Origin of the sequence: Psychroserpens luteolus (assembly GCF_021032705.1) — a bacterium.
Taxonomy (GTDB): Bacteria; Bacteroidota; Bacteroidia; order Flavobacteriales; family Flavobacteriaceae; genus Psychroserpens; species Psychroserpens luteolus.
Genome location: NZ_JAHVXI010000007.1, coordinates 102,169 through 117,288 on the forward strand (window position 1 = coordinate 102,169; position 15,120 = coordinate 117,288).

Consider the following 15,120-nt stretch of genomic DNA (forward strand, 5'->3'; position numbering starts at 1 on the left):
CACAACTACAATATAGACTTTTTTCTCTTTTTAAACACATATAACGTAATTAAAATAATACAACATGGAATGCCTATATATTTAAATTCACTAACAATAACACGAAGACCCCATTCTGAAAAAAACCGTTCAATACCTAATGGCGATACTTCAATCACTCTATATGGAAAAAAATGTCTGGAATTTTCAAAAGGAATAAAAAATCCAACGCCTCTTCCTCCCGTAGTCATAGCATCTAATATTCCATGAGATATGGTCGATAAAAAAATAACTATAGCGAAGATTAGTTTTCTTGTTTTTCCGAAGATAACAGCTAGTAAAACGCTCCAAGTCAATGCAAACACAATAGAATGTGTAAACCCTCGATGCCCTAATGGATGCATATAATCTATGCCAAATCTAAAAGATAGCACGTCCAAATCTGGAAGTATTGCAGAACCAATAGCTAGAAATACCAATAATGTATTAGATTTTGAATCTAAAACTTTTGCTGTAGTATAGGCTACCAATCCATGACCAAAAACCGATGCCATTATGTTTTGTTTTTTGTATCAATAATTATAGTCACAGGACCATCATTAAGTAGTTCTACTTTCATATCTGCGCCAAACTCGCCTGTCTGAACCACTTTACCCAAATCGCTTTCTAATTGTTTTACAAAAGCTTCATATAACGGAACAGCAATATCTGGCTTAGCGGCATAAATATAGCTAGGTCTATTGCCTTTTTTGGTACTGGCATGAAGCGTAAATTGGCTTACAACGATAGCCTCTCCATCAATTTGAAGTATTGACTTATTCATGACACCATTATCATCTGAAAAAATTCGGAGATTGGTAATTTTGTTAGATAGCCATTTAATATCTTCTTGTGTATCGTCATTGACTATCCCTAGAAGAATAAGTAAACCCGATTGGATATTGGCCACTTTTTGCCCATCAATGGTGACTGAAGCTTGAGATACGCGCTGGATGACTGCTTTCATTACTCTTTTACTTCGTTTTCTTAGTTTATGATAAATTGTAAATTAAGTGCATTGGCTTTTCTTAACTCATATTTTATATCTGAAACGATTCCCATTGTAGTGTCTTCATCAATCTTTAATTTGATATAAAACTGAGACCTTTGAACAGAGTCTAAGTGCTTTGTTTTGCTTTGAACGGCAGGAATAATATCTGATATTTCAGCAGCTTTCCCATCAATTGTTATAGCATCTGGATTGGAGGTTGTCTCAATGGTTAAAAAAATTGATTTGTCAACAATCGTACAAGACCATAATATTAAGCTCAAAATAATAACAGCAGACTTTTTATTCATAATTATCGGTTCGGTAATGTTCCTCTTCGCCTTCTAAAATTTGGAGATAACTTCTATATCTGGAATAGGCGACTTCATCTTTATCTAATGCATCTTTCACAGCACATTTGGGTTCTTCGATATGCAAACAATTATTAAACTTACAGTCTTGCTTGAGTTCAAAGAATTCTGGGAAATAATCACCTACTTCTTCTTTATCCATGTCTACGACACCAAAGCCTTTAATTCCTGGTGTATCAATAATTTTAGCATCAAAGCTCAAATCAAACATTTCGGCAAATGTTGTGGTATGCTGTCCTTGACTGTGTTGGGTTGAAATGGATTTAGTTTTGAGATCTAAACCAGGTTCTATAGCGTTAACCAATGTTGATTTCCCAACACCTGAATGACCTGCAAACATACTCACTTTACCAACCATAAGTGATTTTACTTTGTCGACATTCTTTCCTGTTTCTGCTGAAATTCCAATACATTCATAACCAATCTTTCGATACACATGAGCCAGATAGCGTACCTCATCTAGCGTCTCTTCATTATAGGTATCAATCTTATTAAACAACAGAATTGTTTTTACTGAATACGCTTCGGCTGTGACCAAAAATCGATCAATAAAACTGGTAAATGTTGGTGGATTATCAATCGTAATTAGTAAAAATACCTGATCTACATTTGAAGCAATAATATGCGTTTGCTTAGACAGGTTAACAGATTTACGAACAATATAATTGACACGATCATGAATGTTATGAATCACGCCTGTAGTTTCATCGTTATTGGTTTCTAATTCGAAATCGACATGATCACCAACCGCAATCGGATTGGTACTTTTAATGCCTTTAAGACGAAACTTTCCTTTAATTCTACATAGGTATGTAGCACCCAAATCGGTTTTAACGGTGTACCAGCTTCCAGTTGATTTATAAACAATTCCTGTCATTACAACAAAGATGCTAATAATTAGCCTTTAAACCAATAAAAAAAGACTGACGCTTGTCAGTCTTTTGTCGACTAAACCCGTATTGCTTTTTTTGAAGCTATCGTTTTTCCGTTGGATTGTAAATTGATAATATAAATACCTGAAGGTTGATTTGATAAATCGACACTCACATTGGAGTCGAGGTTTTTATATGTTGAACTTAAAATAATTCGACCTGTGAGATCGGCTACAACTACTTTTACATCAGAAAAGTCATCATTGGATTTGATATTGAATATACCATCTTTTGATGGGTTTGGATACAACATTATTTCGTTTTGTTCTTTATCTTTAATGTACCTAGGCTTAATCAAAACTCCTACTGAACTGCATCTGTAACGTTCTCCACAGATGTAAGATTTACTACAATAATGTGGCGCATAAGCAACTACGACAACTTCTGCCAATTCCTCATAATCTTTTAGAGTAATATTCAATTTCTTTTGCTTGCCAACAACAATCTCTTGTGTGCGATATCCTAAATTTGATATTTGCAATGTATCAGTTGATTTTGCCTCAATACTAAAGCGTCCTTTTTCATCTGCTAAAACACCTTTGCTTGAATGCTTAATCATAATGTTTGAAAATGGGACGTCGTCGTTTCCATCTGAAATGGTTCCTTTAATGGTTGTTTGTGCAAAAGAAGACAAGCTTAAAAATGTTGTCAATGCTAGTACTATCTGTTTCATGATTCAATTTATTTGGTTGATACATCAAACCTAATTGAAATAGAAATCAACTGAAACCGATAATGAGTGAACACTACATTTTGATTAGTAAACGTGCAAAAAAAAGCCTCAATATGTTTGAGGCTTTTAAGTTTATCCGTTAATAATCTTTTCTTGGTGATTGATAGATTCTTGGTGAATGGCTTTAAACACGCGTAAGATAAATTCTTCGCTCAAGTTCTTCTCTTCGCCTTGCAGGATCATTTTACCAAGAATTTCATTCCAACGTTTGGTTTGTAAAACAGCAACGTTTCTAGACTTCTTTAACTCTCCAATACCATCTGCAACGATCATACGTTTGCCTAACATTTCAATTAATTGATGATCTATCACATCAATCTTTGTACGAAGCGTATTCAATGCATTCTTGAATTCTGCTTCATTATCTGTTTCCTTTCTAATACGTAAATCTTCGGTATACTTGATTAATGTATCTGGTGTAATCTGTTGAGCAGCATCACTCCAAGCTTTATCTGGATCGTAATGCGTTTCTATCATTAAGCCATCATAATTAAGATCAAGGGCTGTTTGACAGAGATCGAAAATAATATCTCGACGACCAGCAATGTGTGATGGATCCAAAATTAAAGGTAAATCAGGAAAACGGTTTTGAAGGTCAACTGCAATTTGCCATTCTGGATTATTTCTGTAACGTGTTTTTTCATAAGTTGAAAAGCCTCTGTGGATGACACCTAGATTTTTTACATCTGCCGTATGAAACCGTTCTACAGCACCTAACCACAATGCCAAATCTGGATTTACAGGATTTTTAATCAATACTGTTTTATCGGTTCCTTTTAAAGCATCTGCGATGTCTTGCACAATAAACGGACTCACAGTGGTACGAGCGCCAATCCATAAAATATCAACATCGTGCTTTAAGGCTAAATCAACATGATGTGCATTAGCAACTTCGGTTGTGATCATCATGCCTGTTTCCTCTTTTGCCTTTTGTAGCCATTTCAAACCCAATGCACCTACGCCTTCAAAATTTCCAGGACGTGTTCGAGGTTTCCAGATACCAGCTCTTAATACTGTAGCATCACTATCTTTTAATTGGTGCGCAATTTTTAAAACCTGCTGCTCAGTTTCGGCACTACATGGTCCTGCAATAACAAGCGGATGTTCTAATCCGAACTTATCTAACCATGCTCTCAACGCTTTCTTATTCTCCATAATTTTCTATTAAGCAATTCCTTTTAATATCTCTTTTATATGATTTGTATTTTTCATTTCGTTATAAATCTCATCAAAATCATCGGCTTCCATCAACGCTTTAAATTGTTTCAAATTGGCGATGTATTCTTCTAATGTTTCAATAACATGCTCTCTATTTTGTTTAAAAATTGGCGTCCACATTTCAGGAGAACTTTTAGCCAAACGTACAGTACTCTCAAAACCACTTCCAGCCATATCAAAAATATCGCGCTCGTTCTTTTCTTTTTCTATGACTGTTTTACCCAACATAAATGAACTGATGTGCGATAAATGAGACACATAAGCAATATGTTTGTCATGAGCTTCCGGATTCATATATCGAATACGCATACCTAAGTCTGAAAATAACTGCAAAGCTTTCTCTTGTAATTTAAATGTGGTTTTCTCAACCTCACAAATAATGTTCGTTTTCTTCTGAAACAAATCTCTTATAGCTGCTTTAGGTCCAGAAAATTCGGTTCCGGCAATAGGATGTGTCGCCAAAAAATTACGACGTCTTTTATGATCTTCAATAGCTTTACAAACAGGAAGCTTGGTTGAACCAACATCAATCACCAATGTTTGATCTGAAATAACATCTAATATTTTTGGTAACTCAAGAACTGCCTTATCAACTGGAATAGCGAGCACTACCATATCGGCATTATGCAAATCATCATACGATGCTTCATCTTCAATAATATTGAGCGCAATAGCTTGCTGTAAGTGATCGTTATTAGCATCAATTCCAAAAACGCTTGCCTTGTTGTAATTAGATTTAATATCTAATGCCAAACTCCCGCCAATTAATCCTACACCAATTATGTAAATGTTATTCATATGCTATGTCAATCTTGCTAGTGCTTCTTCCAACTCATCTTGAGGCGCACATAATGAAATTCTTATATATCCATTTCCATTACTTCCAAAAATAGTTCCTGGTGTAATAAAAACAGACCTCTCTTTCAGTATTAAATCTATATACTCTTCGGCATCTAAATAGTCGGGCAATTTTGCCCAAACAAATAAGCCTGTCGAACCTTTATCATAGGTACAATTAAGTGCCTCGGCTATCTGCCATGCAATTTTTCTACGTTGCTCATAAACACTATTGAGACTTAAAAACCAAATATCAGAGCAGTTTAAAGCTTCTATTGCGCCTTTTTGAATCCCTAAAAACATTCCAGAATCCATGTTACTTTTTACGCGTAATACAGCGTTGATGTACTCACTTTTCCCTAACAACATACCTACACGCCAACCTGCCATATTAAAGGTTTTACTTAGTGAATTTAATTCCAAACACACCTCAGAAGCTCCGTTATATTTAAGAATACTTCTTGGGTATTTATTCAATACAAAGCTGTATGGATTATCATTAACAATCAAAATATCATTTCGCTTTGCGAATGTTATCAAATCTTCAAATAATTTATTTGTAGCGACAGCTCCAGTTGGCATATGGGGATAATTCACCCACATGAGTTTTACCTTTTCAAGGCCTCTTTTTTCTAAAGCAATAAGATCTGGCAACCAATTATTATCTTCGGTAAGATCATAATGCACAGGCGTTGCTCCTACCAAATTAGTCACCGATTGATATGTTGGATACCCTGGATTTGGAATCAATACCTCATCGCCTTCATTTAAAAAGGCCATAGATATATGCAAAATCCCCTCTTTGCTTCCCATAAGTGGAAGGATTTCGGTCAACGGACTTAACGGTACATTGAAGTGTCTTTTATAAAAATTGGCAATAGCCTCCCTTAATTCTGGTATCCCTTGATAACTTTGATATTTATGTGCTCCTTCTTCATTAAACGTCTCCACTAATGCATTGAGTACGCGCTCTGGCGGATTTAAATCTGGGCTACCAATACCTAAATTGATAATTGGTTTCCCTTGAGATTTAAGTAACCTCACTTCTCTTAATTTTTTTGAGAAGTAATATTCTTCAACGTTTTGTAATCGGTTAGCAATCTGAATCATTGTCTTGCATTTTTATATTCTCCCAATACTTTAAACTCTTGAGCCATTATGTTCATTACAGACTTAGCTTTTTCGAAATCTTTATAAGAGTCAAAAGTTAAATCTACAAAAAAAGCATACTTCCAAGGTGTTTCAATTTTTGGGAGTGATTGTATCTTGGTTAAATTTAACTTACAATCACTTAATACGTTTAAAATAGTCGCCAAACTTCCTCTTTTATGGTCTAATTCAAATTTAACTGAGGCTTTGTTGATTTCATCTTCAGAAATTTCAGAGTTTTTTGTCTTAACAACTACAAATCGTGTTTCATTGTGCTTAATGGTTTGAATGCTTTCTGAAATAATCTTTAATTCAAACAATCGTGCTGCTAATTGAGATGCTATTGCTGCAACGTTTTTAATTTGATGTTTCTGAATGCGTTGTGCTACTTCAGCTGTATCTTTATCTTCAATGAGCTTAATATGTGGATATTGCTTAAAAAATTCTTTGCATTGTAACAGTGCCATTGGATGCGAATATACTTCTTCAATATCGTTAATAGTTTGGTTTGGCAATGCCATTAAATGATGTTGAATATCTAAATAATGCTCACCAACAATGTGTAACCCTTTTGTGTCTATTAAGGCATAATTTGGAATGATCGAACCTGCAATCGAATTTTCAATTGCCATAATTGCAGCATCACTCGTACGTGTCAATAAACTATCGACTGTTTTATCAAACGTCAAATACTCATTAACATCAACCAATTGATTAAAAAACTGCTGTGATACAATGTGATGAAATGATCCTTTTATTCCTTGTATGGCTACTGATTTTATCATAAAAAAAGTCCCGATTTTCATCGAGACTCATATTAAATTTATTCTTAATAAATTATACATATAACGTCTCTTTCTTTTCGTTAAAAAAGAAATAAAACCAGTTATAATATGTGTAATTTAAAGTGTTCATGCGTTATTGAGTTGCTAATGTAATTATTATTTTAAGAAATCAAAATTGTTATAACATATTTTTGAGTTTTTCGTTTCAGTTTTAAAGAATTCATAATTTAAAGGTAGCCATTGGTTATAATTACTATTTTTGACTAAATAATTTTGGTATATGTCTATAGAAGTTGAAAAACATCTCTAAAGTTTACGGTGAGCAAAAAGCACTTGACAGTATTTCTTTTTCTGTCAACACGGGTGAAATTGTAGGTTTTTTAGGTCCGAATGGCGCTGGAAAATCGACACTTATGAAAATCTTAACCACCTATATCAATGCGACTGAAGGTGTTGCCACAGTAAGTGGCTTTAACGTTGAAGTTGATAAAAAAGACGTACAAACTAGCGTAGGTTATTTACCAGAGCATAATCCATTGTACCTAGACATGTACGTTAAAGAATATTTGACCTTTAACGCTGGGATTTATAAAACACCAAAATCTAGAATTAATGATGTCATTGAATTAACTGGTCTTACTCCAGAAGCACATAAAAAGATAGGACAATTATCAAAAGGTTACAGACAACGAGTAGGTCTAGCCAATGCTCTTTTGCATGATCCGTCGGTTTTAATTTTAGATGAACCAACAACAGGTCTTGATCCAAACCAATTGGTAGACATTAGACATCTTATTAAAAATATTGGCAAAGACAAAACCGTATTCTTATCTACTCATATTATGCAGGAAGTAGAAGCCATATGTGATCGTGTGATTATCATAAATAAAGGACAAATCGTTGCCGATAAAAAATTAAAAGAGTTAAGAGATGACAAGGAGCAAACCGTTATCGTAGAGTTTGACTATCGTGTAGAAGATGCTTTTTTACTTAAACTTCCAAATGCTAAACATGTTAAGAACACACATGATTTTATTTACGAAATCACATTCGCAACAGGAGATGACATGCGTTCTCATGTATTTGATTTTGCACATGACAATGAATTGAAGATTCTTCAGCTTAATCAAAAAAATGCTAGTTTAGAAAGTTTGTTTAGAGAGCTTACCTCTTAATCGAATAATTAATATGGGCGAATTCTTGATAGAACTCATTGCACAATTCTTTGCAGAATTTATACCAAATTTATTAAAACCAATTGGTGCTGCTATCAAATGGTTTGTTTATCTGGGTAAAAGAAAATATAATGATATATTAGAAGAACGATGGAATACTATATTAGGCTTCTTCGGATTTATGTTTCTCCTATTCTTGCTCATATATTGTATAATTTAATTACTCAAAAATAAGCTGCCCTGTATAGAATTGTTCTACATCAACAACTAAAGGCGTGTTGACCAGAATAACATCACCAGTACTTCGTATTTCTCCAGTTATCGATTGTTGTGCATTAATGATCATATCATTACTACTTCGTTGAAATATATCAACATCTTGGGCTATCAAATGACGCCCTTCAAATCTAGCATCTCCAGAGAAAAATCGTATGTTGGCCGTATCTACTTCCCCTGAAATAAAACATGTTGAGAGGTTATTTACAATAACTGTAAATGTGTTGCAATCAATTTCTAAAATAAAGTTACCATCGGTATTTACAGCATCTTCTTCTTCAAAATCTTCAGAAATCAATTCTAAATTAGTGTAGCTCAATACACCGTTGCTACGAACTGGCAAACCAGATCCATTTCTAATTTGAGTAATATTTGGTGCACTCACAAACACTTTAGTAACGCCATAATCTCGAGTTAAATTACAGGCATTATTATTGTGAAGCTCCAGTCTGCCATTAATGACTTTTACCTCAATATCATTAAGTAAATACTCTCCAGTTTGAACAGTTACCTTTTGAGTCGCCGCATCTGTAAGTATTAACTCTACACGCGGAAAAATCGTAATTTGAGTAAACGTATCTACATTAAATTCTTGCTCTACAATATCACCAGTATTTTGAAAACAATCAGGTACATTTTCACCATTGCAAGAGAATAATAAAAGCATAAAGCATGCGATGTAAACTAGTTTTTTCATAATCGTATTCCTATTCCAAATTCAACAGCCTCGGCCTTAGCTCCATGAGATTTTAACGTTATAGCTCCAAATATTTTATCTCCAAAATAACGCTTTAAACCAATCCTATTATAAACACGTCCTTCAAAATCATAAGGATAATATACGTAATAACCCAATTGTGAAATAAACGACATTTTATTAATAAATAGTTCGTGTCCAATAAAAACACCAACACGTTTCCAATCTTCATCACCACTGACATTTAGTTCAGGAAACGCTACAGAATAGAAGTAAATGAGCTCTTTTAAAAATTTAGAGAAAAAGACATCAGTTCCAACTTGTATGGCGCTTTTTCGGTTTAAGCGCTTATCGGCATAAGCTGAGACTATATAAAATGGATATTGCCCAATATTGATAATATCACTTTCATTGACACCACTTCTAAAGGCTATATTATATTTGATTGGTTCTTTATATGTTTTCTCTTCGGAAGACGGGATGTAGTCCTGTTTTTTTTCATAATCGAACAGATAATTAGCTCCAACATTAAACACAAAGGTATTTGTTGAATTGTTTGGTGCTCTAAAATTGGCATTAGAATAATGAATTACAGAAATACCAGCCTGAACTCCAAAACCTTTAAAGATATTCTCCTTTTTATAATTAAGCATGGCATAGGTTGTACTCATTAAATCTGAACCATATGCATTATTTATAAAGTTGGTTTCTTTGTCGTACGGATTTGTGGTATACGCTATTCCTTGACCTATTCTAAAGTTTAAGTTCCGTTTTAAAAAATAAAAATTATAGTGAGCGTATAATCCATAATTCTCACCAAGAAAGCGGTTTTTCATATCTTGGTATACAAACGAAAATCCCCAATCTGGATAATTATATCGGCTTTCCCAATCTTTAAATCCGAACGTTTTTCTATTATAACTTAAAATGAACCCTGTTGGATGATCTGTAATCAAATGAGAAATATCTGGGTTATGCTCCAGAATAGTTCCGTAGAAGGTGTTTATATCTAGAGTAAACAGCTTAGGGTCTTCCTCTTGAGCAGATACAGCTATAAAAAGCAAACAAAAAACGCAGTTAAAAAAACGCTTCATTCAATTTAGTTATGCCACAAAAATAACAGAATAATCAAAACACCTGCGAAGCAACCGCTTTAATATTATCACTTTTCCCCATTGAATAATAATGTAAGACAGGAATCCCTGCTTTTTGAAGTTCTTTAGATTGTTGTATACACCATTCAATTCCAACTTGACGTACAGCTTTATTATCCTTGCATTTCACAATTTCTATAATAAGATCTTCAGGAAGATCTACATGAAAACGATGTGGAATTAAATTAAGTTGCTTCTTTGTGGCTATAGGTTTTAATCCAGGAATTATAGGAACAGTAATCCCTTCGTTTCTACATTTTTCAACAAATTTGAAGTATTTATCATTATCAAAAAACATTTGCGTCACAATATAAGTAGCGCCTTTTTTTATTTTCTTTTTGAGGAAATGAATATCGCTATCCAAACTAGGTGCTTCAGCATGTTTTTCGGGATAGGCAGCAACGCCAATACAAAAGTTAGTTGGTGAGGAGTTTTCCAATTCTTCATCAAGATAATTGCCTTGATTTAAGTCGGAAATTTGAGTTACCAAACCACTCGCATATTCATGACCATCTTTTTCTGGTTTAAAATAGGTTTCGGTCTTTACGGCATCACCGCGAAGTGCCATAACATTATCAATCCCTAGAAAATCAAGATCAATAAGGAAATTTTCGGTGTCTTCTTTTGTAAATCCGCCACATAAAATATGAGGAATCGCATCGACACCATATTTATTTTGGATCGCTGCACAAATTCCAACAGTTCCGGGACGTTTTTTTACAATTTGCTTTTTGAGTAATCCATTACCAGCATCTTTAAAGGTATACTCTTCACGATGATAGGTCACATCAATAAAAGGTGGTTTAAACTCCATTAACGGATCTATATTATCAAAAATGGATTGAATATGCTGCCCTTTTAAAGGTGGTAAAATCTCAAAGGAAAATTGTGTATTTCCGTTGGCATTTTTTATGTGTTCGGTAACTTTCATACTATGGTGTTGATGTGAGATATGCTATGAGCAAAGACACTGTGGTTAACACTAATAATTGCAATGCAAATCTTATTTCTAGTTTATATTTTTTCATCATCTTGACTGTTTTGTTCAATACAAGATTAGGTTTTAGTTGCTATCTTATAGTAAGCTTAGTTCTAAGAAATTGTTAAGTTTCTGCCAGATTCGGATTGAGCCATTTTCTTGCTTGATCTTCACTAATCTGTCTACGTTTTGCATAATCCTTTAATTGGTTTTCAGTTATTTTTCCCAATCCAAAATATTTAGCTTCGGGATGTCCAAAGTAATAACCACTTACACTAGCAGCTGGCCACATCGCTAAACTCTCGGTAAGCTTAACACCTATGTGTTCTTCTACATCCAATAAGCGCCATAAAGTTGTTTTTTCTAAATGATCTGGGCATGCTGGATAACCAGGTGCTGGTCGAATGCCCTTATAACTTTCTTTGATTAATTCTTCATTACTAAGATGTTCGTCTAAGGCATAAGCCCAAACATCTTTTCTTACATGCTCATGCAAGTACTCTGCAAAAGCTTCTGCCAATCGATCAGCTAATGCTTTAATCATAATAGAATTATAGTCATCATTAGCGGCTTCAAACTGTTCAGCTAATTCATGAGTACCAAAACCTGTAGTAACGCAAAAACCACCAATATAATCCTGTATTCCTGAAGTTTTTGGCGCGATAAAATCAGCCAGTGCTATATTTGGAACACCGTCTCTTTTTTTAAGCTGTTGACGAAGCGTTAAGAAGGTGGCTTGTACATTTCCGTTATCATCATACACTTCAATATCATCATCATTAATCGTATTGGCAGGAAATAGCCCAAAAATAGCTTTTGCTTTTAGGAGTTGTTCTTCCAAGATTCGTTTCAGTAAGTCCTGTGCATCTTTAAACAAATCTTGCGCTTGCTGTCCAACAACAGAATCATTTAAAATATCTGGAAATTTCCCATGGAGATCCCAGCTTCTAAAAAACGGACTCCAATCTATGTATGCTTCTAATTGTGCCAGATCAAAATGGTCTATAACTTGAATTCCTAATTGTTTTGGCTTTACAATTTCCGAAGTCGCCCAATCAATTTGATATTTACGTTGTCGTGCGACATCTATTGAGATATATTCTTTTCGTTTTCCTCGCGTTAAAAACTGTTCTCGAAATTTGTCATACTCCTCACGAATTTGAGCTTTGTAAGCTTTATTATCCTTTTGCAATAAATTACCAACAACAGTAACTGCTCTTGATGCATCATTAATATGCACAACCGTATGGTTATAATGAGGTGCGATTTTTACAGATGTATGTGCTTTGGATGTGGTAGCACCACCAATGATTAATGGAATCGTTAAATTCTCCTTTTTCATAGCTTTAGAGAGATAAACCATTTCATCAAGTGATGGCGTTATTAATCCACTTAATCCTATAACATCTACATTTTCTTTGACTGCTGTTTCTATAATTTTTTCAGGAGGGACCATAACTCCTAAATCGATAATTTCATAATTATTACAACCCAAAACCACACTCACAATATTCTTTCCTATATCGTGTACGTCTCCTTTTACAGTAGCCATTAATATTTTACCTGCAAACGCTTGTTTCCCATCTTTTTCAGCTTCAATAAAAGGTTGTAAATAAGCCACTGCTTTTTTCATGACACGTGCAGATTTTACGACTTGAGGCAAAAACATTTTTCCGCTACCAAAGAGATCACCAACCACATTCATTCCTATCATCAAATGACCTTCAATAACCTGAATAGGTTTAACAGATAATACACGAGCCTCTTCAACATCCTCAACAATAAAAGCGTCGATCCCTTTAACTAAAGCATGTGTAATACGTTCTTGTAAAGGTGCGTTTCGCCATTCTAAAACCTTAGTATCGTCTTCTTTTTTTTGTCCTTTTACAGTTTCGGCAAAATCTAGTAAACGTTCGGTAGCATCTTCATGCCTATCAAACAACACATCTTCAACATGCTGTAATAAATCCTTCGGAATTTCATCATAGACCTCTAATAGTGTTGGATTCACAATGCCCAGAGTCATACCATGTTGAATAGCATGATATAAAAATGCAGAGTTGATTGCTTCACGAACAATTGTATTTCCTCTAAATGAGAATGAAACATTACTCACGCCTCCCGACACATTTGCATGAGGTAAATGTTCACGAATCCATTTTGTGGCTTTAAAAAAATCTAAAGCATTTAAACGATGCTCATCCATACCAGTAGCTACGGGGAAAATATTAGGATCGAAAATAATGTCTTGTGGTGGGAAATTGACCTGATTAACCAAAACATCATAAGAACGCTTACAAATATCAATACGTCTCTGATATGTATCTGCTTGACCAACCTCATCAAAAGCCATAACAATCACCGCTGCTCCATAGCGTTTGATTAATTTTGCCTGACGAATAAATTCATCTTCACCTTCTTTTAAGCTAATTGAATTAACCACACATTTACCTTGAACCACCTGTAATCCAGCTTCAATAATATCCCATTTTGAGCTATCTATCATAATTGGAATGCGTGCAATATCAGGTTCTGAAGCGATAAGGTTTAAAAACTTAATCATGGCATACTTCCCATCGAGCATGCCTTCATCCATATTAACATCTAAAATTTGGGCGCCTCCTTCAACTTGATCTCTAGCAACATCGAGAGCTTCATCATATTTCTCTTCTTTAATCAATCTGAGAAACTTTCGAGATCCCGTCACATTGGTACGTTCTCCAACATTGATGAAATTACTTTCAGGAGTCACCACCAAAGGTTCAAGACCAGATAAGGTTAAATATGTGTTACGTCTTGCCATTATACTTCAATATTAATCTGTCTAGGTTTATAATTTTTAGCGACTTCTGCAATAGCTTGAATATGTTTTGGGTTTGTCCCACAACAACCACCAATGATATTTATCAAACCATCGTTTAGATAATCTTCTATTAATTCCTGCATTTGCATCGCAGACTGATCGTATTCCCCAAAAGCATTTGGTAATCCTGCATTGGGATGTGCCGAGGTATAAAATTCGGTTTCATAAGACAATCGCTGCAAATAAGGCTTGAGCTGTTCTGCGCCTAGGGCACAATTAAAACCAACACTCAATAAAGGCACGTGTGAAATAGAGGTTAAAAATGCTTCAACGGTTTGACCAGATAAGGTTCGCCCTGAAGCATCAGTAATAGTTCCAGATACCATAATTGGTATATCGATTTGACGCTCTTCCTTAACTTCTTCAATTGCAAATAAGGCCGCTTTAGCATTGAGTGTATCAAAAATGGTCTCAACCAATAATACATCTACACCGCCATCAATCAACGCTTCTACCTGTTCTTTGTAAGCAATACGCAACTCTTCAAAAGTTATGGCTCTATATTCTGGCTTATTAACATCTGGCGACATACTCGCTGTCTTATTTGTTGGTCCGATGCTTCCAGCTACAAATCGAGGTTTTTCAGGATTTGCTTTTGTAAACTCATTGGCAACTTGTTTTGCGATTTTAGCCGACTCATAATTGAGTTCGTAAACCAAATCTTCCATTTGGTAATCTGCCATGGCAATTGTTGTTCCAGAGAACGTATTGGTTTCTACAATATCTGCTCCAGCCTCAAAATATAAACGATGTACTTCGGCTATAGCTTGCGGTTGTGTTATCGACAATAAATCATTATTTCCTTTTAGAGATGAAGGGTAATCTTTAAATCGCTCGCCTCTAAAATCTTCTTCAGAAAAATCATAACGTTGCAGCATAGTTCCCATGGCACCATCTAGTACTAAAATTCGTTTTTCTATTTCTTCTCTGATATCACTCATAGAC

16 protein-coding genes are annotated in these 15,120 nt (G+C 34.6%); 2 read left to right on the forward strand and 14 right to left on the reverse strand.

Going from position 1 to position 15,120, the window contains the following annotated elements:
- Positions 1-5: 5 nt before the first annotated feature.
- The 9 genes from KWG70_RS15960 to KWG70_RS16000 all read right to left on the reverse strand — a co-directional run bounded on the left by KWG70_RS15960 (position 6) and on the right by KWG70_RS16000 (position 7,031).
- Positions 6-533, reverse strand: a complete 528-nt coding sequence (locus KWG70_RS15960; RefSeq protein ID WP_230937039.1) for a metal-dependent hydrolase — start codon at positions 531-533, stop codon at positions 6-8.
- The gene (dtd, locus tag KWG70_RS15965; RefSeq protein ID WP_230937040.1) at positions 533-985 is read right to left on the reverse strand and encodes a D-aminoacyl-tRNA deacylase; all 453 of its coding nucleotides are present in this window, start codon (positions 983-985) and stop codon (positions 533-535) included. Before dtd ends, KWG70_RS15960 begins: the two co-directional genes overlap by 1 nt.
- Before the next feature lie 20 nt (positions 986-1,005).
- A complete protein-coding gene (locus KWG70_RS15970) occupies positions 1,006-1,317 on the reverse strand; it encodes a hypothetical protein (RefSeq protein ID WP_230937041.1) in 312 nt (103 codons plus the stop codon).
- Entirely contained in the window at positions 1,310-2,254 is a 945-nt protein-coding gene (gene rsgA, locus KWG70_RS15975) for a ribosome small subunit-dependent GTPase A (RefSeq protein WP_230937042.1), read from the reverse strand. Before rsgA ends, KWG70_RS15970 begins: the two co-directional genes overlap by 8 nt.
- A gap of 71 nt (positions 2,255-2,325) precedes the next feature.
- On the reverse strand, positions 2,326-2,982 hold the full coding sequence (locus tag KWG70_RS15980) for a T9SS type A sorting domain-containing protein (RefSeq protein WP_230937043.1): 657 nt from the start codon (positions 2,980-2,982) through the stop codon (positions 2,326-2,328).
- A gap of 132 nt (positions 2,983-3,114) precedes the next feature.
- A complete protein-coding gene (locus tag KWG70_RS15985; RefSeq protein WP_230937044.1) occupies positions 3,115-4,197 on the reverse strand; it encodes a bifunctional 3-deoxy-7-phosphoheptulonate synthase/chorismate mutase type II in 1,083 nt (360 codons plus the stop codon).
- A 9-nt stretch (positions 4,198-4,206) separates the two neighbouring features.
- The gene (locus KWG70_RS15990; RefSeq protein ID WP_230937045.1) at positions 4,207-5,058 is read right to left on the reverse strand and encodes a prephenate dehydrogenase; all 852 of its coding nucleotides are present in this window, start codon (positions 5,056-5,058) and stop codon (positions 4,207-4,209) included.
- Positions 5,059-5,061: 3 nt separating this feature from the next.
- Positions 5,062-6,207, reverse strand: a complete 1,146-nt coding sequence (locus KWG70_RS15995) for a pyridoxal phosphate-dependent aminotransferase (RefSeq protein ID WP_230937046.1) — start codon at positions 6,205-6,207, stop codon at positions 5,062-5,064.
- Positions 6,204-7,031, reverse strand: a complete 828-nt coding sequence (locus KWG70_RS16000; protein ID WP_230937047.1) for a prephenate dehydratase — start codon at positions 7,029-7,031, stop codon at positions 6,204-6,206. The genes KWG70_RS15995 and KWG70_RS16000 overlap by 4 nt, the downstream gene beginning before the upstream one ends.
- Before the next feature lie 293 nt (positions 7,032-7,324).
- Between KWG70_RS16000 and gldA the strand changes: the two genes are divergently transcribed.
- Together gldA and KWG70_RS16010 are read left to right on the forward strand one after the other, a co-directional pair.
- Entirely contained in the window at positions 7,325-8,206 is an 882-nt protein-coding gene (gene gldA, locus KWG70_RS16005; RefSeq protein WP_230937048.1) for a gliding motility-associated ABC transporter ATP-binding subunit GldA, read from the forward strand.
- Between the two features lie 13 nt (positions 8,207-8,219).
- Positions 8,220-8,426, forward strand: a complete 207-nt coding sequence (locus KWG70_RS16010) for a hypothetical protein (RefSeq protein WP_230937049.1) — start codon at positions 8,220-8,222, stop codon at positions 8,424-8,426.
- On the opposite strand, the gene KWG70_RS16015 is transcribed toward KWG70_RS16010, so the two are convergent.
- The 5 genes from KWG70_RS16015 to KWG70_RS16035 all read right to left on the reverse strand — a co-directional run bounded on the left by KWG70_RS16015 (position 8,427) and on the right by KWG70_RS16035 (position 15,116).
- Positions 8,427-9,179 carry a head GIN domain-containing protein gene (locus KWG70_RS16015; protein ID WP_230937050.1) on the reverse strand — a complete coding sequence of 251 codons (753 nt, stop codon included), beginning with the start codon at positions 9,177-9,179 and terminating at the stop codon, positions 8,427-8,429. It lies immediately after the preceding gene.
- Positions 9,176-10,273: an acyloxyacyl hydrolase gene (locus tag KWG70_RS16020; RefSeq protein WP_230937051.1), complete on the reverse strand. Its 1,098-nt coding sequence runs from the start codon at positions 10,271-10,273 to the stop codon at positions 9,176-9,178. Before KWG70_RS16020 ends, KWG70_RS16015 begins: the two co-directional genes overlap by 4 nt.
- Positions 10,274-10,307: 34 nt before the next feature.
- Positions 10,308-11,264, reverse strand: a complete 957-nt coding sequence (metF, locus tag KWG70_RS16025; RefSeq protein ID WP_230937052.1) for a methylenetetrahydrofolate reductase [NAD(P)H] — start codon at positions 11,262-11,264, stop codon at positions 10,308-10,310.
- Positions 11,265-11,436: 172 nt separating this feature from the next.
- The gene (metH, locus tag KWG70_RS16030) at positions 11,437-14,115 is read right to left on the reverse strand and encodes a methionine synthase (RefSeq protein ID WP_230937053.1); all 2,679 of its coding nucleotides are present in this window, start codon (positions 14,113-14,115) and stop codon (positions 11,437-11,439) included.
- The gene (locus tag KWG70_RS16035) at positions 14,115-15,116 is read right to left on the reverse strand and encodes a homocysteine S-methyltransferase family protein (RefSeq protein ID WP_230937054.1); all 1,002 of its coding nucleotides are present in this window, start codon (positions 15,114-15,116) and stop codon (positions 14,115-14,117) included. Before KWG70_RS16035 ends, metH begins: the two co-directional genes overlap by 1 nt.
- Positions 15,117-15,120 lie beyond the last annotated feature (4 nt).